This is a genomic window from Actinopolyspora lacussalsi, from assembly GCA_030803735.1.
Lineage (GTDB): Bacteria > Actinomycetota > Actinomycetes > Mycobacteriales > Pseudonocardiaceae > Actinopolyspora > Actinopolyspora lacussalsi.
Window position 1 is genome coordinate 232,944 of sequence record JAURUC010000001.1, and the last position, 21,652, is coordinate 254,595.

17 protein-coding genes are annotated in these 21,652 nt (G+C 68.3%); 15 read left to right on the plus strand and 2 right to left on the minus strand.

The features are described 5' to 3' along the window. Positions 1-114 precede the first annotated feature (114 nt). Positions 115-3,786, plus strand: a complete 3,672-nt coding sequence (gene smc / locus J2S53_RS01075) for a chromosome segregation protein SMC (RefSeq protein WP_456239360.1) — start codon at positions 115-117, stop codon at positions 3,784-3,786. 103 nt (positions 3,787-3,889) lie between these two features. Here the strand turns inward: smc and J2S53_RS01080 are convergent, their stop codons facing one another. Both J2S53_RS01080 and J2S53_RS01085 read right to left on the minus strand, forming a co-directional pair. After that, the gene (locus tag J2S53_RS01080; RefSeq protein ID WP_456239361.1) at positions 3,890-5,404 is read right to left on the minus strand and encodes a sodium:solute symporter; all 1,515 of its coding nucleotides are present in this window, start codon (positions 5,402-5,404) and stop codon (positions 3,890-3,892) included. Then, positions 5,380-6,660, minus strand: a complete 1,281-nt coding sequence (locus J2S53_RS01085; RefSeq protein ID WP_456239362.1) for an anhydro-N-acetylmuramic acid kinase — start codon at positions 6,658-6,660, stop codon at positions 5,380-5,382. Before J2S53_RS01085 ends, J2S53_RS01080 begins: the two co-directional genes overlap by 25 nt. A gap of 95 nt (positions 6,661-6,755) precedes the next feature. Between J2S53_RS01085 and ftsY the strand changes: the two genes are divergently transcribed. The 14 genes from ftsY (at position 6,756) to lepB (ending at position 21,650) form a co-directional block, all read left to right on the plus strand. Continuing rightward, entirely contained in the window at positions 6,756-8,318 is a 1,563-nt protein-coding gene (ftsY, locus tag J2S53_RS01090) for a signal recognition particle-docking protein FtsY (RefSeq protein WP_456239363.1), read from the plus strand. A 163-nt stretch (positions 8,319-8,481) separates the two neighbouring features. Next, positions 8,482-9,822: an ammonium transporter gene (locus tag J2S53_RS01095; protein ID WP_456239364.1), complete on the plus strand. Its 1,341-nt coding sequence runs from the start codon at positions 8,482-8,484 to the stop codon at positions 9,820-9,822. Continuing rightward, positions 9,819-10,157 carry a P-II family nitrogen regulator gene (locus tag J2S53_RS01100; protein WP_092981287.1) on the plus strand — a complete coding sequence of 113 codons (339 nt, stop codon included), beginning with the start codon at positions 9,819-9,821 and terminating at the stop codon, positions 10,155-10,157. Before J2S53_RS01095 ends, J2S53_RS01100 begins: the two co-directional genes overlap by 4 nt. Positions 10,158-10,635: 478 nt before the next feature. Further along, complete coding sequence (locus J2S53_RS01105) at positions 10,636-11,274, plus strand: AAA family ATPase (RefSeq protein WP_456239365.1); 639 nt, start codon at positions 10,636-10,638, stop codon at positions 11,272-11,274. Positions 11,275-11,571: 297 nt separating this feature from the next. Continuing rightward, positions 11,572-13,323 (plus strand): DEAD/DEAH box helicase, encoded by a 1,752-nt coding sequence (locus J2S53_RS01110; RefSeq protein WP_456239366.1) that lies wholly within the window; start codon positions 11,572-11,574, stop codon positions 13,321-13,323. A gap of 93 nt (positions 13,324-13,416) precedes the next feature. Further along, positions 13,417-14,958 carry a signal recognition particle protein gene (gene ffh / locus J2S53_RS01115; protein ID WP_456239367.1) on the plus strand — a complete coding sequence of 514 codons (1,542 nt, stop codon included), beginning with the start codon at positions 13,417-13,419 and terminating at the stop codon, positions 14,956-14,958. Between the two features lie 171 nt (positions 14,959-15,129). Then, positions 15,130-16,203: an amidohydrolase family protein gene (locus J2S53_RS01120; protein WP_456239368.1), complete on the plus strand. Its 1,074-nt coding sequence runs from the start codon at positions 15,130-15,132 to the stop codon at positions 16,201-16,203. Between the two features lie 153 nt (positions 16,204-16,356). Then, positions 16,357-17,148 carry a CPBP family intramembrane glutamic endopeptidase gene (locus J2S53_RS01125; RefSeq protein ID WP_456239369.1) on the plus strand — a complete coding sequence of 264 codons (792 nt, stop codon included), beginning with the start codon at positions 16,357-16,359 and terminating at the stop codon, positions 17,146-17,148. A 234-nt stretch (positions 17,149-17,382) separates the two neighbouring features. Further along, positions 17,383-17,838 (plus strand): 30S ribosomal protein S16, encoded by a 456-nt coding sequence (gene rpsP, locus J2S53_RS01130; protein ID WP_092632071.1) that lies wholly within the window; start codon positions 17,383-17,385, stop codon positions 17,836-17,838. Further along, a complete protein-coding gene (locus J2S53_RS01135) occupies positions 17,835-18,074 on the plus strand; it encodes an RNA-binding protein (protein ID WP_092632068.1) in 240 nt (79 codons plus the stop codon). The genes rpsP and J2S53_RS01135 overlap by 4 nt, the downstream gene beginning before the upstream one ends. A gap of 10 nt (positions 18,075-18,084) precedes the next feature. Continuing rightward, positions 18,085-18,627, plus strand: a complete 543-nt coding sequence (gene rimM / locus J2S53_RS01140) for a ribosome maturation factor RimM (RefSeq protein WP_456239370.1) — start codon at positions 18,085-18,087, stop codon at positions 18,625-18,627. Positions 18,628-18,770: 143 nt separating this feature from the next. Continuing rightward, positions 18,771-19,541, plus strand: a complete 771-nt coding sequence (gene trmD, locus J2S53_RS01145; RefSeq protein ID WP_456239371.1) for a tRNA (guanosine(37)-N1)-methyltransferase TrmD — start codon at positions 18,771-18,773, stop codon at positions 19,539-19,541. A 383-nt stretch (positions 19,542-19,924) separates the two neighbouring features. After that, complete coding sequence (rplS, locus tag J2S53_RS01150) at positions 19,925-20,284, plus strand: 50S ribosomal protein L19 (protein ID WP_043572209.1); 360 nt, start codon at positions 19,925-19,927, stop codon at positions 20,282-20,284. Positions 20,285-20,699: 415 nt separating this feature from the next. Then, positions 20,700-21,650: a signal peptidase I gene (gene lepB / locus J2S53_RS01155; protein WP_456239372.1), complete on the plus strand. Its 951-nt coding sequence runs from the start codon at positions 20,700-20,702 to the stop codon at positions 21,648-21,650. Positions 21,651-21,652: the final 2 nt, after the last annotated feature.

Consider the following 21,652-nt stretch of genomic DNA (forward strand, 5'->3'; position numbering starts at 1 on the left):
GGGACTCGGTCCTCGGTCCGGAGCGGTGCCGTCTGCCCCGGCACCGGCGGTTTCTCCCGAGCGCCCCGGCAGTAGCGCACAGCCGTCATTTCGCGGGAAGGTCGTTGAGCAGCGGTGCATCTGAAGAGCCTGACGCTGAAGGGGTTCAAATCCTTCGTGTCGACCACGACTCTGCGGTTCGAACCGGGAATCACGTGCGTGGTAGGGCCGAACGGCTCCGGCAAGTCCAATGTGCTCGACGCGCTGACCTGGGTCATGGGGGAGCAGGGCGCCAAGGCGCTGCGTGGCGGCAAGATGGAGGACGTCATCTTCGCCGGAACATCGGGGCGGGCGCCGCTCGGGCGTGCCGAGGTCAATCTGACCATCGACAACGCCGACGGGGCGCTGCCGATCGACTACACCGAGGTGTCGATCACCCGCCGCATGTTCCGCGACGGTGCCAGCGAGTACGAGCTCAACGGCAACGCCTGCAGGCTGCGCGACCTGCAGGAGCTGCTGTCCGACTCCGGGATCGGCCGGGAGATGCACGTCATCGTCGGCCAGGGGCAGCTCTCCAGCATCCTGCAGGCCAAGCCCGAGGAGCACCGCAGGCTCATCGAGGAGGCCGCGGGCGTGCTCAAACACCGCAAGCGCAAGGAGAAGGCGCTACGCAAGCTGGAGGCGATGCAGGCCAACCTCACCCGGTTGACCGATCTGACCGGCGAGCTCCGCAAGCAACTCAAACCGCTGGGCAAGCAGGCCGAGATCGCCCGAAGGGCCCAGACCATCCAGGCCGAACTGCGCGACGCGCGGCTGCGGCTGATCGCCGACGACCTGGTCACCGCTCGTTCCGAGCTCGAACGTGACGAAGCCAACGAGCAGGCCGCGCGGGACAAGCGGGCCGAGACGGAAAAGGCGCTGCAGCAGGCCCAGGAGCAGGAGAAGCAGCTGGGGGAGCAGGTCAGCGCCGACGCTCCCCGGGTGGCACGTATCCAGGACACCTGGCACCGGCTCTCCGCGCTGCAGGAACGTCTCGGCGGCACGCTGCGACTGGCGCAGGAACGGCACAAGCACCTCAGTGCCGAACCGGAACAGCACCACTCGGAGCGCGACCCCGAGGAACTCGAGGCCGAGGCGGACGAAGCGGCCGAGCGCGAGGAGACCGCCAACGAGGAGGCCGAGCGCACCCGCGAGGCGCTCGCCGAGGTGGTCACGAGCCGTTCGGAAGCGGAGTCGGCACTGCGGGAGGCCGAGAACGCCCACATGGCCGCCGTGCGTGCCATAGCCGACCGCCGAGAGGGAGCCGCGCGCCTCTCCGGCGAGGTCGAGTCGATGCGCAGCAAGGTCGCCGCCACCGACGAGGAGATCGAACGGTTGACGGCCTCCACCACCGAGGCCGAGCGACGCGCCGCCGAGGCGCAGCAGACCTACGAGGAGGCGGCCGCGGCCGACGACACCGAGCACGGTGACGACGACGGTGTCGAACAGCGGTGTGCCAACGCCGCCGAGGCCAGGGACGCGGCCAAGCGGCGAGTGGACGAACTCGTCGAGGCCGAGCGGTCCGCCGAACGTGAGACGGCCTCCTGGCAGGCCCGGGTGGAGGCCCTGTCGATGGGGCTGGACCGCAAGGACGGCGCGGCCACGTTGCTGGCCGCGGGCGAACGCGTTCCCGGACTCCTCGGATCGATCTCCGCCCTGCTGAGCGTGGAACCCGGTGCGGAGTCCGCGTTGACGGCGGCGCTGGGGACGGCGGCCGAAGCGGTGGCGGTGCGCGGGGTCAGCGACGCGGCCACCGCGCTGCGAGTGCTCAAGGAGGACGAGGCGGGCAGCAGTGGTCTGCTCGTCGGCGCCGCCGCTCCACCCGATCGAGCCTCCTGGCCCGAGCTGGACGGTTCGGCGCGTTGGGCTGTGGACCTGCTGCGGGCCCCCGACGAACTGTTGTCCGCCCTGACGGTGCTGCTCGACCGGATCGCGGTGGTCGAGGACCTGGACAGCGCGGAACGGCTGCTGGAGCGGTACCCCGAGGTGCGGGCGGTCACTTCGGAGGGTGACCTGCTCGGCACCAGCTGGTCCTCCGGTGGCTCGTCGGCCTCGGACAATCGGAGCCTCATCGAGGTGCAGGCCGCCGTGGACGAGGCCGAGTCCGAGCTGGCCGAGGCACGGCGCGCGGTGGAACGGCACGGTGCCGCCCTGGAAGGGGCGCGCTCCGAGCTGGAGTCACGCGAAGCCGAGGTCAACACCGCGCGGGAACAGCGCAACGAACTCCGGGTACGGCACGCACGCAGTTCCGAGCGGGTGGCCAGCCTGCTCGACGCCGCCCGGTCCGCGGCCGCGGAGGTGGAACGGCTGCGTACCCAGCGCGGTGACGTGGAGCGTTCGCGGCAGGAGGCGGTGGACAAGCTCGCCGAGCTCCAGGAACGACTGGAGGTGGTGCAGTCCGAACAGCTCGACGAGCAGGAGCCCGACACCACGGAACGGGACCGACTGGCTTCCGAGCTCGACGACCTGCGGCAGCGGGAGATGGACGCCAGGCTCGCCGTGCGCAGTGCTGAGGAGCGCGCACGCGCGCTGCAGGGCAAAGCCGAACAGCTGCGTCGTTCCGCCAGGCAGGAACGGCAGCAGCGTGAGCGTGCCGAACAGGCACGACTGGCCAGGCAGCGTGGTGCACGGGTCGCCGAGACCGTGATCGAGGGCTGTCGCACCGCGTTGCAGCGCATCGAGCTGTCACTGCGGTCGGCCGGTGAGCAGCGTGACGAGTTGCAACAGCGCCACTCCGAGAACGAGAGCCGGTTGCAGACCGTGCGCAACCAGGTTCGCGAGCTGTCCGGGGAGTTGGAGAAGCTCACCGACGCGGTGCACCGCGACGAGGTGGCCCGTGCCGAGCAGCGGTTGCGGATCGAACAGCTCGAAACGAAGATCGTCGAGGACTTCGGTGTGGGGCTGGACGACCTGGTTCAGGAGTACGGGCCCGACGTCGCGGTCCCGCCGAGCCCGACGGAGATGTCGGAGTACGAGGCGGCCAAGGAGCGCGGTGAGCAGGTCAGCAAGCCGCCCTCGTTGCCCTACGATCGGGACACCCAGCAGCGTCGGGCGGACCGCGCGGAGAAGGATCTGGCCGCGTTGGGCAAGGTCAATCCGCTGGCGCTGGAGGAGTACGCCGCCCTGGAGGAGCGTTACAAGTACCTCTCGGGGCAGTTGGAGGACCTCAAGGCCACCCGCAAGGACCTGCTCGACGTGGTCAAGGAGGTCGACGAGAAGATCCTGGAGGTCTTCTCGACCGCGTTCGACGACGTCGCGGCCGAGTTCGAGAAGGTCTTCTCGGTCCTTTTCCCGGGTGGTTCCGGCAAGCTCGTGCTCACCGACCCCGAGGACATGCTCACCACCGGCGTCGAGGTGGAGGCCAGGCCGCCGGGCAAGAAGGTCAAGCGGCTGTCCCTGCTCTCCGGTGGGGAGAAGTCGCTGACCGCCGTGGCGATGCTGGTGGCGATCTTCCGTGCTCGCCCCTCCCCGTTCTACGTGCTCGACGAGGTGGAGGCCGCGCTGGACGAGACGAACCTGCGGCGACTGATCGGGCTGCTCGATCAGCTCCGGGCGAACTCGCAGTTGATCATCATTACCCACCAGAAACCCACCATGGAGATCGCCGACGCCCTGTACGGGGTGAGCATGCGCGGCGACGGGATCACCACCGTGATCTCGCAACGACTGGCCTCGGGCAACGACGAACCCGTCGAGACGACCGAACCCGTGGCGAAGGCCGAATCCGCGCATGTTCCTACCGCGGCCGGAGGAGAGGCGAGTTCCTGACACCGCGACAGGACGCACTCCCGTGCGCCGGACGTGGCACCGTGCGGCATCAGCACGGTGCCACCCCGGTCCCGGGTACGCCGCCGGGACCGCTACCGGGAACTCAGCCCGTCTCGGACAGCTCGGACTCGCGTGCTGCCCCTTCCTGTCGCGGGCGGTGCCGCAGCGACAGCACACCACCCGTGAGCAGCGTGATCACCACCCCGATCGGTGCGTACCAGGGAAACGCCAACGGTGCGTGATCTCCCTGCCCGTCCGGAAAGGCCGCGCCGAACGCCAGCCAGAGCACCCCGAGCAGTGCGCAACAGAACGCCACCACCGCGTCGGGCTGCCGCGCACGACGCACCAGCAGTCCCAGCAGAAAGGCCCCCAGCAGTGCCCCGTAGGTGTAGGACGCGATTCCGAGTCCCACCTCGACCACCGGGTTGTCGGTACTGGTGAACAGGGTGGCGAACACGACGAACACCAGCGCCCACCCGACCGTGACCGCCCGAGCCAGTCGCAGCAGTGCCCGCTCGTCGTGGACCTTGCCGCTCAGCCGCTGATACAGGTCGCTGACGGTCGAGGTGGCCAGCGAGTTCAACGAGGAGGACAGCGTACTCATGGCGGCCGCGATGATCCCCGCGATCAACAGGCCCGAAAGGCCGGGCGGAAGCTGGTTCACGATGAACCGGGGGAACAGGGCGTCACCGCTGCTCAGGCCCAAGCGCTCGGGACTGGCCCCCGCGAAGAACGCCCACAGCATCGAACCGACACCCAAGAACAGCGCGAACTGCAGCAGCACGAGCAGGCCGCTGGTGATCACCGCGCGTTGACTGTCGGCGAGGGTGCGGCAGGCCAGCAGCCGTTGCACCATCAACTGGTCGGCCCCGTGCGAGGCCATCGCGAACACCGCTCCGCCGAACAGGGCCGTGACGAAGGAGTACTGACTCGTCAGTACCGGTGAGCTCAGGTCGAACAGCTCGAACTTGCCCGCCCGCAGTGCCTGATCGAACCAGTCACCGGGCAGCCTGCTCAGCAGGATGATCCCCGCGAGCACCGAGCCCCCCACGTAGACACCCAACTGCACCACGTCGACCCAGACGACGGCCCGGATGCCCCCGAAGTAGGTGTAGATCACCGTCAACGCCGAGAGGGCCAGGACGATCTGCCAGTAGCTCGCGGCGACGCCGAACGAGGCCAGCATCACCTTCACCGGGATGGCCGTGGCGAACAGCCGCAGTCCGTCCGCCAGCAACCTGGTGATCGAGAAGGTCACCGAGGCGGTGCCCTGCATCCCGCGTCCGAAGCGCTGCCCCAGGAACGCGTAGGCGCTGACCAGTTCGCCGGTGTAGTAGCGCGGCAGCAGCACGAAAGCCACGACCGTCCTGCCGATCAGGTACCCGATGGCCAGCTGCAGGTAGGTGAACGAGCCCAGATAGGCCACGGTGGGAACGCTGATCACGGTCAGCGTGGAGGTCTCGGTGGCCACCACCGAGAAGCAGACCGCCCACCAGGGCAGATCACGTCCGCCCAGGAAGTAGTCACCGGTGCCGCGCTGCCTGCCCGCCAGCAGAATCCCGAGGGCGGGCATGGTCAGCAGGTAGACGCCGATCACTGCCAGGTCGATGATGCGCATGTGCTCTCCCGGTCGGAGGTGTGGAACGCGCTCGGCGTCGAGATCCGGAGTGCGGTCACCGGTGTCCCGACGGGGTCGGGTGGCGACAACGGCCGGTTACCCGGGGTGATGGTGCCCAGCACGCGGGGTCCCTCGGCTCCGGTGCAGGACGCGATGTTGCCCGCGATCCCGTGCATCCCGAGAAAACCGAGCAGCGCGGCCAGGAACGCCTCCTTGGCGTCGGGGGTTATCCCGTGCTGCCCGCTGGTGTTCAGCTCGGCGCCGTGACGGCCGAGCTCGCGTCGCAGTCCGGACATCAGTACCGGATTCGCCACTCCACCGCCCGAGACGATCACCCGGGCGGCTTCGTGCGCGGCACACGCTTCGGTCACCGTGCGGACCGTGAGCTCGGTGACGGTGCGCAGCAGGTCCGGCGCGGAGACCTCCGGTACCGCTTCCAGCGCGTTTCGCAGGTACCCGATCCCGAAGTGCTCCTTGCCGGTCGTCTTCGGTGGGTGGAGGCGAAAGTAGTCGTCGCTCAGCAGCCTTTCCAGCAGATCCGACCGAACTCGGCCGCGCGCGGCCAACGTGCCGTCGGTGTCGCGCCCCTCTTCGGAACCGACCAGTTCGGCGGCCGCGTCGATCAGCGCGTTTCCCGGACCCGTGTCGTAGGCGAGCGGGTCTCCTTCGCCCACCACCGTGATGTTGGCGATACCGCCCAGGTTCAGCGCCAGTACGCGGCCCGGTGGCGGGGTGTTCCCCACGGGAGGGAAGAGGCCCGCGAGCCAGAGCACGTCGAGTACCGGTGCCAACGGCGCACCCTGCCCACCCGCGGCCACGTCCCTGCTGCGCGGGTCGGCGAGCACCGGAAGCCCGGTGGCTTCCGCGATCCGGGCGGAGCCGCCCAGCTGCAGCGTTCCCAGTGTTCGGCCCCGCACCGTCTCGTGCCGGACGGTCTGCCCGAGCGAGCCGATCAGATCCGCCCGCCCACCGGCCAGCTGTTCGACGCCGTACCTCGCGGCCGTGGCGAACACCCGGCCGGTCTCGGTCTCCAACCCACACCACGCGGACGGTCCCTTGTCCCCCGAACGAGTCAGCGACACGAGCTCCCGACGCAGCGTTTCGGGGTACGGAAGCGAGCTGTAGCCCAGCGGAAGCGACTCGATCACCCCCGCCCGCAGTCGAAATTCGACAGCGGCGACGTCCACCCCGTCCATCGAGGTTCCCGAAAGCAGCCCGATCACCCGCCACGGCTCCATCCTGGTGGTGTAGATCACTTCGGGTGGTGGTGCAAGCGCGACACGGCTTCCCGGGCGAACCCGCCGTGCGGGTCGCGTCCGGCGGTGCGCTCCTCGGGTGCGACGATGGACGTGTGTCCACCACGAATGTGATCCTGATCATCGTTGCCGCACTGGTGGTGCTGGCCGTACTCGTCGGCACGGGCATTCTGCTCGCTCGACGCAGGCGGGTCAGCCTCGCTCAACAGGAGCGGGAGGATACGTCCGCGGGCCAGGGCGGTTATCGCGCGGGCAGTGGAATCAGCCTCTCCAGTGGCGGCACGACGACCGCACCCGAGCACCCCGTCGAGGAACGAACCGAGACGCAGGGGCAACCGGGTATCGGTGACGACGCCGCGGTTCCCAGGGACAGTCAACGGCGCGGCATGGTCGACGTTCCGCTGCCGAGCTCCTCCGAGGTCGATGACACCACGGTCGGAACCGACGACACCGCGACGACCACCGGAGAACCCCCGGCTGCCGAGTCCGCCACGACTCCCGCCGTTCCGGAGCAGCCACTCCCCGCCGAGTCGGAGTCGGTCGCGGAGACCGGCACGTCGTCCCAGCGGGAGGAGGGCTCCGAGTCCACCGCTTCCGGCGGAGCCACCGGCACGGTGCCTCCCGAAACCCCAGAGTCCCCCGAACGGCCCGAGGGCGTCGTCGAGGGGGCCGAGGCCGGTGCCGAGCCGGGCACGGCCGCCGACACCGAGGTCGAACCGATCGAACCGTCCACCGGCAGGTTGGAGCGGTTGCGTGGCAGGCTCTCGCGTTCGCGGTCGATGTTCGGGCAGAGCGTGCTCGGGCTGCTCGGGGCCGGTGACCTCGACGAGGACTCCTGGGAGGAGATCGAGGACACCCTGCTGATGGCCGACCTCGGTGCCACTACGGCCTCGGAGATAATCGAGCGGCTGCGCACCGAGGTGGCCGCTCGCGGCGTCCGTACTCCCGAGCAGGCCAGGGCGTTGTTGCGCGAGGTGCTGGTGGACGCGTTGGCCACCACGCAGTCCCGCGCGGTCCAGGCGTTGCCGCACGGGGATCCGGCGGACGGCGGCAAACCCGCGGTTGCGCTGGTCGTCGGGGTCAACGGAACCGGCAAGACGACCACGACCGGAAAGCTCGCTCGCGTGCTGGTCGCGGACGGGCGCACGGTGCTGCTCGGCGCCGCCGACACCTTCCGCGCCGCCGCGGTGGAACAGCTCGGGACGTGGGGGGAACGCGTCGGAGCCGAGGTGGTCCGGGGTGATGAGGGGGCGGACCCGGCGAGCGTGGCGTTCGAGTCGGTGCAGCGCGGTGCCGATTCCGGTGTCGACGCCATCCTCGTCGACACCGCGGGCAGGCTGCACACCAAGACCGGCCTGATGGACGAGCTCGGCAAGGTCAAACGCGTGGTCGGCAAGCGTGCGCAGGTCGACGAGGTACTGCTGGTGCTCGACGCCACGACCGGTCAGAACGGGCTCGCCCAGGCGAGGGTGTTCGCCGATGTCGTCGACGTCACGGGGATCGTGCTCACCAAACTCGACGGGACCGCCAAGGGTGGGATCGTCTTCCAGGTGCAGCGCGAGCTCGGCGTGCCGGTCAAACTGGTCGGACTGGGGGAGGGTGCCGACGATCTCGCCCCGTTCGAGCCGGAGGCGTTCGTCGACGCGCTGCTCGGCTGACCGGGGCCTCCGGGCCGTTAACACGCCGGTGATTCCGCCAACCGGGACGTAACAGTCAACGGCGCGGATTTCATCCACGCGACACGGCGAAAACGTCATCGGGAAACACACGTTGCCGAGTATTCGGACTCAACTTGGAGCGCCGGATCGTACGGGAGGCGACGTGAATTCAGGTGACACCGCCTGGGTGTTGGTGTGTGCTGCGCTGGTCATGCTCATGACACCCGGCTTGGCGCTGTTCTACGGCGGCATGGTCCGTTCCCGCGGCGTGCTCAACATGCTGATGATGAGCCTGGGCAGCCTGGGTCTCGTCGGGGTGCTCTGGGTGATCTACGGATACTCCGGGGCCTTCGGTTCCGACCTCGGTGGCGTGGGGCTGCTCGGCTCTCCCGCGGAGTTCTTCGGGATGTCGCGGTTCGTCGGGCAGGAGAGCTTGTCCGGCTCGATCCCCACGTTCGCGTTCGCCGCCTTCCAGGCCATGTTCGCGATCCTGACCGTGGCACTGATCTCCGGCGCGATCGCGGATCGTGCCCGGTTCGGCCCCTGGATGTTGTTCGCCGGGCTGTGGGCGACCCTGGTGTACTTCCCCGTGGCCCACTGGGTCTTCGCCTTCGACGAGACCAACGCGGCCGGTGAGGTGACCGCGGTCGGTGGCTGGATCGCCAACCGGCTCGCGGCGATCGACTTCGCGGGCGGTACCGCCGTGCACATCAACGCGGGAGCGGCCGCGCTCGCGCTGGTGCTGGTTCTGGGGCCCCGGACCGGCTGGCCGAAGGAGACGGGCAAACCGCACAATCTCCCGCTGGTGGTGCTGGGAGCGGGGTTGCTGTGGTTCGGGTGGTTCGGATTCAACTCCGGCTCCGCACTGACCGCCGGAACCACCGCCGCCATCGTCTTCGTGAACACGCTCGTCGGTGCGGGTGCGGCCATGCTCGCCTGGATGCTGGTCGAGCGGATCCGGCACGGCAAACCGACCACGCTGGGAGCGGTTTCCGGGATCATCGCGGGACTGGTGGCGATCACCCCGGCCTGCTCGGCGGTCACCCCGATGGGAGCCATCGCGGTGGGAATCATCGCCGGTGCCGTCTGCGCGCTCGCGGTGGAGCTCAAGTACCGGCTTCGCTACGACGACTCGCTCGACGTCATCGGGGTGCACCTGGTCGGTGGACTCGTCGGCACCCTGTTGGTCGGGCTCTTCGCCTCCGAGAGTGCTCCCGCGGGCGTGGCGGGGCTGTTCTACGGTGGCGGTTTCGACCAGCTGTGGCGCCAAGCGGTGGGGGCTGTCGCGGTGCTGGTGTACTCGCTGGTGCTGAGCCTGGGCATCGCCTGGGTCGTTCGTAGCACGATCGGTTTCCGCCTCGATCCCGCCGACGAGGACACCGGCATCGACGAAACCGAGCACGCCGAGTCCGGTTACCACTTCGGGGAGGCGCGCAATACGGTGCGCGGACCGCGGACCACCGAGCAAGGCTCGATCGAGGCGCTGGAAGGAAGTGTGCGATGAAGCTCGTCACAGCCGTCGTCCAACAGGCCAAAGTGGACGAGGTGCGGGACGCCCTCACCGCCCTGGGGATTCGGGGAATGACCATCGCCGACGTGCAGGGGTACGGCAGGCAGCAGGGGCACACCGAGATCTACCGGGGCGCGGAGTACAAGGTCGACGTGGTGGACAAGACCAGGGTGGAGGTGCTGGTCAACGACGCCGATGCCGACGACGTGCTGCAGGCGATCGTTTCCGCCGCCCGCAGCGGAAGGGTCGGGGACGGCAAGGTGTGGGTCACACCTGTCGAGTCCGTGGTGCGGGTGCGCACCGGTGAGACCGGAGAACAAGCGGTCTGAGCGGTAGACGTCCCCGGCGTCCGCCGAGTTCCGCCCCCTCGTGCCGCGACGGGACGGAACCCCGATCCGAGAAGTGATATCCCAGGGCCGTTCCCGGAGTCGTTACGCCGACTCCGGGAACGGCCGTTTTCGTGTCCGGGCCGGGCGCTGTGGTCGTCCGCGCGGCACCGGTGCCACGTAGGCCCCGGCAGCGCGGTGCCCCCGGATATGCGTAGCAATACGTAGCCCGGTTCAGGGGTCATCACGGTCTCGTCGCGGGCCGTCCGAACGCCAGAATCCCCGTGTGACGCCGTGAACATTCCCCGATGAGGGGTGGAGCTTCCCGCCCGTGCTGGGGGTCGGGCGGGAGCCGTCGGGGAGTGTTCCGCGTACCAGGGGGTGCCCGTCGGATGGCCCGTCGAGGGGTCGGGCCATCCGGTAGGTCCGGCTCCGGCGAACGCCGACGGGTGATCCGCGGTTCGGGTACAGTGAACGCGAAGTGAGTACACGAAGTGACTTCCGGCGCGCTGTTCTGCTCGCGCGTGGTGTCGCCGGAACCACCACGTGGCCCCTCCGTGACGGAAAACACGACGATTCCGCTTCGCGCATCCGGATCGGCCGTAGGGACCTGCTCGTCGTCGCGGGACTGCCGGGGGCGGGCAAGACCACGCTGCTGGGTTCGCTTCGGTGCTCCGAGCCCACCCTCGTGCTGGACTCCGCGCAGTTGTACCGGGTGCTGCTCGCCGGGTTCGGTGCCGGCGTCCCCCGGCGGCTCTACCGGGCGATCGTCCATCCGCTGCACTACGCCAGGATCGTGGTCGCCTGCCTGCTGGCTCCCGGTGTCGTCGTGGTGCACGTCCCCGCCACACGCCGCACCGCGCGGGGGCTGCTGGTCGCGCTCGCCACGCTCACGCGGCGGAATCCGGTGCTGTGCTGGTTGGAGGTCTCTCCCGAGGCCGCGCTGGCGGGGCAGCGGGCACGTGGCAGAATGATAGCGGCACGTGCGTTCGCTCGACATGTACGCCGTGCCCGGCTCCCCATGCGATACCTGTACCGCATCGGCCGGTTGCGAGGATGGCACCGGGTGTACGTACTCACCCGCGCGGAGGTTACTGGCGGGGTTCAACTGGTTCCGTAGTGTCATGTTGTTCCCCGAATGACCGACGGGGGGCCGAGACGGACGTGATCGACCGTTACCCTGGACGGTACGCGCCGGACGCACCCGGCGCTGCCGGCTGAGATTCATCGAGCTGCGAGTGACTGGCAACAGAGTGTGCGTTGCGGGTGAGCGCGGCCCGAGATGCGTAGGCGACGGTGCGTGAACGGTGCCGTCGGTTAGCGAACCCGATTCGTGCGATCCGTGTAGTGGATGCCGCCACGGGTTCGTCCGCAGTGCTTCAGCCGCCCCGACCACACGAGGAGACCTCAGACTTACATGCCCACATTCGACGAGCTCGATCTCGACAGCCGCGTACTGCAGACCCTGACCGAACTCGGTTACGAGACCCCCTCGCCCATTCAGTCGGAGACCATTCCGTCGCTGCTGCAGGGGCGTGACGTGACCGGTCAGGCGCAGACCGGCACCGGCAAGACCGCCGCCTTCGGGCTGCCCATACTCTCCAGCATCGATCTCGACAAGCGCAAGAAACCGCAGGCCCTCGTGCTGGCTCCCACCCGTGAGCTGGCCATCCAGGTGGCAGAGGCGTTCCGTACCTATGCCGCCAACCTGCCCGGCCTCCGAGTGCTGCCCATCTACGGTGGACAGAGCTACGGTCCGCAGCTCGGCGGGCTGCGTGACGGCGCGCACGTGATCGTCGGCACTCCGGGTCGTCTCATCGACCACCTCGATCGGGGGTCGCTGGACCTGTCCGAGCTGAGCCACGTGGTGCTCGACGAGGCGGACGAGATGCTGCGCATGGGATTCATCGAGGACGTGGAGCGGATCCTGAAGTCCGTTCCGTCCCAGCGGCAGGTCGCGCTGTTCTCGGCGACCATGCCGAACGCCGTGCGCAAGATCAGCCAGTCCTACCTGGACAACCCCGTGGAGGTGGCGGTTCGCAGCTCCACCACCACGGCGGCCAACATCCGCCAGCGCTACTGGCAGGTGCGCGGTGTTCGCAAGGTCGACGCGCTGTCACGGCTGCTCGAGGTCGAACCGGTCGACGCGGCCATCGTGTTCGCCCGCACCAAGCAGCTCACCGAGGAACTGACCGAGCAGCTGCGGCAGCGCGGTTTCAACGCCGCCGCGATCAACGGTGACATCGCCCAGGCGCAGCGTGAGCGCACCATCGACCAGCTGCGGCAGGGCCGCACCGACATTCTCGTGGCCACCGACGTCGCCGCGCGCGGGCTGGACGTGGACCGGGTCTCCCACGTGCTCAACTACGACGCCCCTCACGACAGCGAGTCCTACGTACACCGGATCGGTCGTACCGGTCGAGCCGGCCGCAGCGGCGAGGCGATCCTGTTCGTGACTTCGCGGGAACGGCAGCTGCTGCGTTCCATCGAGAAGGCCACCGGCCAGTCCATCGAGCGGATGGACCTTCCGACGATCGAGGCGGTCAACGAGCGACGGCTCGAACGTTTCCGCCAGCGGATCACCGACACGCTGCAGAACGGCGAGCTGGAGATCTTCGAACAGCTGGTGCGCGACTACGAGCAGAACAGCGAGGTTCCCGCGGCCAGGGTGGCAGCGGCGCTCGCGAGTATGACCCAGGGCGACCGTCCGCTGCTGTTGCAACCGGAGCCCGAGCCCGAGTCGAAATCCCGTCGCAACTCGCAGCGCTCCGCCGAGTTCGAGTCCTCGGACTCCGACACGGCCATGTTCCGGGTGGAGGTCGGTCGTCGCAATCGCGTGACCCCCAGTGCCCTGGTGGGGGCGCTGGCCAACGAGGGCGGCCTTTCCAGCAAGCGGATCGGGCACATCGACATCCGTGACGAGCACACGCTCGTGGAGCTGCCCGCCGAGATCCCGGAGGAGATGCTGCGCAAGCTGCGCAAGACGCAGGTCGCCGGACGTGGACTGCGGATCAGCCGCACCGAGGGAGAGCCACCTCGTCGTTCCGGTGGCGGCTGGTCCCGCAGGCCCGGCGGCAGGGAGCGCTCGAGTTCCCGGCGCAAGGGGCGTGCCGGTGCGGGAGGACCGCGTTCCGGCGGTGACAAGCGTCCGGCGGTCGATCGAGGCTGACGATCGGTTCGTGTCCCTGTCCGCCTTCGGGCACCGTAGGTGGGCGGTTACCCTCGGCGTAGGAACATCGACGACTCTGGAGCCCGTGACCCCGTGTTCGACACTCTTTCCGACCGGCTCACTTCGGTCCTGAAGAACCTGCGCGGCAAAGGGCGCCTGTCCGAGGCGGACATCGACGCCACCGCGCGCGAGATCCGTATCGCGTTGCTGGAAGCCGACGTGGCACTGCCGGTGGTGCGCGGCTTCATCTCGGGAGTCAAGGAGCGGGCCAAGGGCACCGAGGTGTCCCAGGCCCTCAACCCCGCCCAGCAAGTGATCAAGATCGTCAACGAGGAGCTGGTCGGCATCCTCGGTGGCGAGAAACGGGATCTCACGCTCGCGAAGAAGCCACCCACGGTGATCCTGCTCGCGGGGTTGCAGGGTTCCGGTAAGACCACGTTGGCGGGCAAGCTGGCCAAGTGGCTCACCGGGCAGGGACACACCCCGATGCTCGTGGCCTGCGACCTGCAGCGCCCCAACGCCGTGACGCAGTTGCAGGTGGTGGGGGAGCGTGCCGGTTCGCAGGTCTTCGCTCCCGAGCCGGGCAACGGTGTCGGCGACCCCGTGGACGTCGCGCGTCGCGGTGTCGCCGAGGCGGAACGTGCCCAGCACGACGTCGTCATCGTCGACACCGCGGGACGCCTCGGTGTCGACGAGGAGATGATGCAGCAGGCCTCGGACATCCGCGACGCGGTGAATCCGAACGAGATCCTGTTCGTGGTCGACGCCATGATCGGTCAGGACGCCGTGAGCACCGCCGAGGCGTTCCGTGACGGAGTCGGCTTCAACGGCGTGGTGCTGACCAAGCTCGACGGTGACGCGCGGGGCGGTGCCGCGCTGTCGGTCCGCCAGGTCACCGGTGAGCCCATCATGTTCGCCTCCAACGGCGAGAAGATCGAGGACTTCGACGTCTTCCATCCCGACCGGATGGCCAGTCGCATCCTCGGCATGGGCGACATGCTCACGCTGATCGAGCAAGCCGAGCAGGCCTTCGACGCGGATCGCGCCGAGCAGGCCGCCGAGAAGCTCGGCACCGGCGAGCTCACGCTGGAGGACTTCCTGGAGCAGATGCAGGCGGTCCGGCGTATGGGGCCGTTGCAGAATCTGGTCGGCATGCTGCCCGGCGCCAACCAGATGAAGGACCAGCTCGCCAACTTCGACGAGGCGCACCTCGACAGGGTGCAGGCCATCATCCGGGGCATGACCCCGGCCGAACGTGCCGACCCGAAGATTATCAACGCCTCTCGCAGGCAGCGGATCGCCAATGGCTCCGGTGTGCGGGTCAGCGACATCAACGACCTGGTCAGCAGGTTCTTCGAGGCCCGCAAGATGATGCAGCAGATGGCGGGCCAGTTCGGCGGCGGTGGTGGTGGGGGCCGCAAGGCCACCAAGAAGGACAAGGGCAAGAAGGGCAAGAAGGGCAAGAACAAGGGGCCGACGCAGCCCAAGGCGGCACGCGGCGGTATGCCCGGTGGTCTTCCCGGCATGCCCGGAGGCCAGCAGGGTGCCGACCCGTCCCAGCTGCCGGGCGGGCTCAACCAGCTTCCCCCCGGATTCGACCCCTCGAAACTCGACTTCGGCAAGAAGAAGAAGTAACCCCGCGCTCGCGGTCGCTCACCGGACTCCCGAAGCGGTCGGCGAGCGCCCCGGGAAGCGGTACCACCGGAAGCGTCCGACCGGAGGCACCCCACGGGCCCGTGGAACGCGGGTCCGTGGCCGTGGGCCGGGCCCGGTCGCGAGGAGCGGTTCGATGACCGAGGAGCGTTCGTGACGGCTCTGCACCTGCGTGGTGTGCTGCTGCCCGAGGGCAGATCGCGCGATCTGTGGATCAGTGACGGTCTGATCAGCACCGAACCGGTCGAGGACGCCGTAACCATCCTCGACGGCGGGTACGTGCTACCCGGCCCGGTGGACGCGCACTGCCACGTCGGTATCGGTCCGGACGGACCGGTGGACCTCGACGAGGCGGTGACCCAGGCGGAGACCGACGCGGCAGCGGGGACCCTGTTGATCAGGGACTGTGGCTCTCCGGTGGACACCACGCCGCTCCAGTCCCGCCCCGACCTTCCCCGGATCATTCGCGCCGGTAGGCATCTGGCACGGCCGAAGCGCTACATACCGAAGCTCGCCGAACAGCTCGACGAACCGGAGGAGCTTCCGGAAGCGGTGGCGAGACAGGCCGCCCAGGGCGACGGTTGGGTCAAGCTGGTCGGTGACTGGATAGACCGTTCGGTGAGGGACCTGGCTCCGCTCTGGAACCCGGACGTGCTGCACAAGGCCGTCGAGACCGCGCATCGACACGGGGCCCGGGTCACCGCGCACGTCTTCGGGGAACAGGCGCTGGCAGGGCTGCTGGACGCGGGGATCGACTGCATCGAGCACGGTACGGGGCTCGACGACGCGATGATCGAGCGGATGGCGCGTGACGGCATCGCGCTGGTCCCCACACTGATCAATATCGAGAACTTCCCCGCCTTCGCGGCCGCCGCCACCAAGTACCCGGACTACGCGTCACACATGCACCGGCTCCATCGTGACGGAGACCGCACCGTGCGCAAGGCCGTCGAGGCCGGAGTTCCCGTCTACGCGGGCACCGACGCCGGTGGTGGTATCGAGCACGGCAGGCTCGTCGACGAGATCGTCGCGTTGCACCGGGTGGGGATGTCTCGGGAACAGGCGCTGGGCGCCGCGACCTGGTCCGCCCGCCGCTGGCTCGGCTTCGCGGGGTTGGAGCACGGTGCCGAGGCCGATCTGGTCTGCTACGCCTCGGACCCGCGGGCTGATCTGGATGCGCTGCGCTCCCCGGAGCGAATCCTGTTGCGCGGCGGTGTGCTGCGGTGACGAACCACTCAGGTGGTCACTCCTCGGATCCGCGCGTCCCGTCCCGGTGGTATATCCAGGTGCCGACCCCCCGATGTCGGCGGTAGTCTGTCGAACCGGCGGGGACGGGTCGTTCCGTGCCCCGGAAGTCACCTGGATCGCACGGAGGCGCCCGTGACGGCACCGCAGTCATCCGGATCCGGCGGAGACGTTGATCCGGAACAGTCCGACGCGGCCATTCCGAGTCCGGACGGCAGGTCGACCGTGGCGACGGGCCCGCGATGGGGCTTCGGGGCCTTCTTCCTCGCGGAGGCCGTGTTCGTGCTGGTGTCGGTGGGACTCGCGGCCCTGGTCGGGGACTTCGGTGAGCAGGGTTGGATGGGGCCCGTTTTCGTGCTCGTGCTGATGGCTCCCACGGTGCTGGCCGGTCTGGTGGCCGTCGTCGCGACCATGGTGCGTGGGAACGGGCCGGTGCGGGACTTCGGGCTGCGGTGGCGACGCTCCGATGTGCGGACGGGGCTGATCATCGGTTTCTGCGGATTGGTGCTGAGTACCGTCGCCTCGGCGCTCTGGACCCGCTGGGTCGGTGCGGATCAGGCCAACTCCGCCGTGGGAAGTCTGCTCGAGGACATCCGACTTCCCCCGGTGCTGGCAGTGATCATTTTTCTGCACGTGTGGCTGATCGCACCGGTCTGCGAGGAGCTGCTCTACCGCGGTCTGCTCTGGGGAGCGATGGAGCGGCTCAGGTTCAGCCAGCTGACCGTTTTTCTGCTCACCACCGCGATATTCGCCATCGGGCACTTCGAACCCGCCCGTACGCTGCTGCTGATCGTGATAGCGATCCCGATAGGGCTGGCCCGCCTGGTTACCGGAAGGTTGACTGCTAGCGTCGTGGCACACCAGGTGAACAACTTCCTGCCCGCGCTGGGGCTGTTGCTCATGTCGCTGGGCATGTTGCCTGCCTGAGAGACCGGTCGGGGATCCGTTCCTCGGGACCTTCCGCTCCGGCGGTGTGCCCGAGCCGGAGACCGTGGGCTCCTGCCCGAAAACGGGTCTGGCACAATAGGGAGCTGTTCGCCACGAGCGGGCTCTCTCACCGCTTCGTGGCTGGTCGAAGTATGAGCATCCCGGCGCTTCCGGCGCTGGTGCACAGTGATGCTCACCGGAGCACGAACGAGAGTTTGAGGAGCACCACCACCCGTGGCAGTTAAGATCAAGTTGATGCGGTTGGGCAAGATCCGTGAACCGCACTACCGTATTGTCGTGGCCGACGCGAAGACCCGCCGTGACGGCAGGGACATCGAGACCATCGGCCAGTACCACCCCAAGCAGCAGCCGAGTCACATCCAGGTGAACTCCGAGCGTGCGCAGTACTGGCTCGGCGTCGGTGCCCAGCCCACCGAGCGGGTTCAGCACCTGCTCAAGGTCACCGGTGACTGGCAGAAGTTCAAGGGGCTTCCCGGAGCCGAGGGCTCGCTGCAGGTGAAGGAAGCCAAGACCCCCAAGCAGGAGCTTTTCGAGGCAGCGCTGGCCGCCGCCGACGAGGAGCCGGGCGCGGACGCCACCACCCCGAAGAAGAAGGGTGGCGGCAAGAAGTCCGAGTCCTCCGCCGCTGCGGACGAGAACAAGGAGCAGGCCGAGGAAGGCCAGGAGTGACTGTCCTCGCCGACGCGTTGGAGCACCTCGTCCGGGGGATCGTTGACAATCCCGACGAGGTGCGTGTCGAGTCGTTGACCACTCGCCGTGGTCGTACTCTCGAAGTTCACGTCAATCCCGACGACCTCGGCAAGGTGATCGGCCGGGGTGGTCGGACCGCCACCGCGTTGCGCACCGTCGTTTCCGGCGTGGGCGGCCGTGGCATCAGGGTCGACGTGGTCGATACCGATCGCTGAGAACCCCATGATGGCCGAGCAACAGGCGGCTCCACTCGTGGTTGGTCGTGTGGTCAAACCGCACGGAATCCAGGGCGAGTTGGTAGTGGAGATCCGCACGGACAGTCCGGAACGTCGTTTCGTCGTGGGCGCCGTACTCGGAGTGCTGTGGAAGTCCCGGGGAACGCGTCCCGAGTCGCTCGAACTGGCGGCCGTCCGGTGGCACGCCGGACGGCTGCTGGTCAAAGCCGTCGAAGTGACCACGCGTGAGGACGCCGAGCGTCTTCGGGGCGTGCTGCTCGGTGTTCGGCCGGACGAACTGGAACAACTCGAGGATCCGGACGAGTTCCACGACCACGAGTTGGAAGGACTGCGGGCGGTCCGCCCGGACGGTGCCGAGCTGGGCAGTCTGCTCGGTGTGCTGCACGCCCCGGCGGGGGAGTTGTTGCGGTTGTCGCTCCCGGACGGACGGGAGGCCCTGGTGCCGTTCGTCGCCGACATCGTCGTCGACGTGGACACCGACCACGGCACCGTCACCATCGACCCTCCCGAGGGGCTCCTGGAACTCTTCTGAGCCGATGACGAACCGCCGTTTCCCATCGGGGAACGTCCGTTCACGGTCCCGCCCCCGAGTCCGGTGCTTGTTTCCCGCCGTGGCCTCGGCTCGCGGCCGTGCGGTTCGACTGGTCGGCGGCCCGATCCCGGAAAGGAGCTGTGTTGCGGATCGACGTGTTGACGATCTTTCCCGATTATCTGGCTCCGGTACGGGAGGCCCTGTTGGGGAAGGCGATCGAGCGGGGCAGGATCTCCGTGGGGGTCTACGACCTGCGTGACTGGGCCCACGATGTCCATCGCTCGGTCGATGACAGTCCCTACGGGGGCGGCCCCGGCATGGTGATGAAACCGGACGTGTGGGGTGAGGCGCTCGACAGCGTGGCCGCCGAGGCGGCGGAAACCCCCCGTCTGGTCGTCCCCACGCCCGCCGGGGTGCCGTTCGACCAGCACACTGCCCGTCGCTGGGCCCGCGAAGAGCGCCTGATCTTCGCCTGTGGCCGTTACGAAGGCATCGACCAGCGAGTCATCGACGACGCCGCCCGGAGGATGCCGGTCGAGGAGGTCTCCATCGGCGATTACGTCCTCGTCGGTGGTGAGGTGGCCGCGCTGACCATGATCGAGGCCGTGGTGCGGTTGTTGCCCGGGGTACTCGGTAACCCGGCCTCGGCGGAGCAGGACTCGTTCTCGGACGGACTGCTGGAGGGGCCGAGCTACACGCGCCCGGAAACCTGGCGGGGGCTCTCCGTCCCCGATGTGCTGCGCTCCGGTGACCACGCGGCGGTGCGTCGCTGGCGCAGAGAGCAGGGTTTGGAACGTACGCTGCGTCGCCGTCCCGAGCTGCTCGACACGCTCCCTCCGGAGGAACTGGACGAGCACGACCGGGCACTGCTGGACCGGTTGCGACGGGAGCGTGCCTCGTCCGGCGAGGAATAGTGGGAACGGCGAGTCCGCCGGGCTCGCTTGCCGGGGAGGGTCGCTTCGACGCTCTGGTGTCCGGTGACGTCGGGGCTCGTTCGGAGGCGACGAACCCGGCTGATAAGCTGCCCGGTGAGAAAATGCGACCGGTGCGGTGGCAGTACCACCGGTAATCGCTTTTCCGTTCCGGCGGACGTCTTCCTCGTGGTACGAGGTGACGCAAAACGGCTCGGTGACTACCCGGGGCCCGATCGGTGTTGTCGGGTAGGTCACAGGGGAATCCGCGCGGCCCGTCAGGGCCGAGAGGCGGATCGGTCGCCGTGACGAGAGTCGCGGCTCGCCCGAACAGATTTCACTGTCGTGAGTGAACGTTCAACGACACGGATGAGGACGGACCACCGATGAACAAGCTGGACGCGCTGGACGCCCAGTCGATGCGTTCCGACATCCCAGACTTCCGGCCCGGCGACACGCTGAAGGTCCACGTCCGCGTCATCGAGGGTTCGCGCGAGCGTGTCCAGGTCTTCCAGGGTGTGGTCATCCGCCGGCAGGGCGGTGGCATCCGGGAGACCTTCACCGTTCGCAAGGTCTCCTTCGGTGTCGGCGTGGAGCGGACCTTCCCGGTGCACAGCCCCAACATCGCCAAGATCGAGGTCGCCACACGTGGCGACGTTCGGCGGGCGAAGCTGTACTACCTGCGTAACCGGGTCGGCAAGGCTGCGCGAGTCAAGGAGAAGAAGCTGGCCAAGTCCTCCTCCTGACGCGCTGCCGCGCCGGTGGCAGCTATCGACCACCGGACGGAACGCCATCGACGATGCACGGTCCCGAAGCTCGGGGCCGTGCATTTTGTCGTTCCGCTCCCGAGTACTCGGAGTTCCCGAATGCTCGGAGTCCTCCGCCCCGCTTCTCGGGGCGCCCCACGGAGCCGCGGCATCGGCCACGTGTCTTCGGATGCGGTGATTCGTGTCGGCTGGTTTCCTTCGATCAGGTGAAACCGACACGGTTGGTTCCGGGACATCGTGCCCGATCGTCGGTCACCCGAGTCGACAACCGCGCGGGGTGATCGTGACAGATCGGTAAAAGTGCACCGCAACCGTGATGAATCCGGCGACTGTTACGCGTGTCCCGTCGTGGGGTCGCGGGAGACGGGCTTCGTGTATCCAGTAGCCTGGCCGCGTGGCCGACGTCATGCGTTCCCAAGGACCCGACGAGGACCCTGCGGAGGGCTCCTCGGACGAGCAGGCAGCCGCCGAACAGGCGGACGAGACGCGCTCCTCGGCGCGAAACGCCTCGAAGCGGTCCGGAAAGTCCAAGAAGGGCTCCTTCTGGTGGGAACTGTTCGTCCTGATAAGCACCGCGCTGGTGCTGACCGTGCTGCTGCAGCTGTTCGTCGCGCGGGTGTTCCTGATCCCTTCACGCTCGATGGAGCAGACGCTGCACGGCTGTGACGGATGCAGCAACGACCGGATCCTCGTCGACAAGATCACCTACCGGTTCAGCGATCCCCAGCCGGGCGACGTGGTCGTGTTCAGCGGACCGAAGAGCTGGATGGCCGACGAGGGTGGTGTATCCGAACCCACCAATCCGGTGGTCGGTTTCTTCCAACGCGTCGGTTCGCTGCTCCACCTGGTCGAGCCCGTCGAGAAGGACTTCGTCAAGCGCGTGATCGCCACCGGCGGGCAGACCGTGGAGTGCTGTGACGAGCAGAACCGGGTTCTGGTGGAGGGCGAGCCGCTCGACGAGCCCTACATCTACTGGGCTCCCGGATCCCCGCAGGAGCAGGAGGAGTTCGGTCCGGTGACCGTGCCGGAGGATCACCTCTGGGTCATGGGGGACAACCGGAACAACTCGCTGGACTCCAGGTACCAGGGGGGCGGTGGTCGCGCCGGTGCCGTTCCGGTCGACAACGTGGTCGGTAAGGCGCAGGTGATTCTGCTGCCGCCCGGACGGTGGCAAGGTATCGAGGAATCGAACCCGCAGGCCGTGGCGCTCGGTCCTGACGAGGATTCGTGGTCCGGATCCCCCGGCTGGGAAGGACTGCGGTACCTGGTGGTCGTACCGGCCGTGTGGTCGACTCGCCGCGGTTCGCTGGTTGCAGCACGCTCGCGTACGTGGGAGCGACACTGAGC

Coding starts and splice junctions, on each gene's coding strand:
- J2S53_RS01080 (WP_456239361.1), bottom strand. CDS start 5,404: ATGCGCATCATCGACCTGGCAGTGATCGGCGTCTACCTGCTGACCATG.
- J2S53_RS01100 (WP_092981287.1), top strand. CDS start 9,819: ATGAAGCTCGTCACAGCCGTCGTCCAACAGGCCAAAGTGGACGAGGTG.
- J2S53_RS01110 (WP_456239366.1), top strand. CDS start 11,572: ATGCCCACATTCGACGAGCTCGATCTCGACAGCCGCGTACTGCAGACC.
- rimM (WP_456239370.1), top strand. CDS start 18,085: ATGGCCGAGCAACAGGCGGCTCCACTCGTGGTTGGTCGTGTGGTCAAA.
- rplS (WP_043572209.1), top strand. CDS start 19,925: ATGAACAAGCTGGACGCGCTGGACGCCCAGTCGATGCGTTCCGACATC.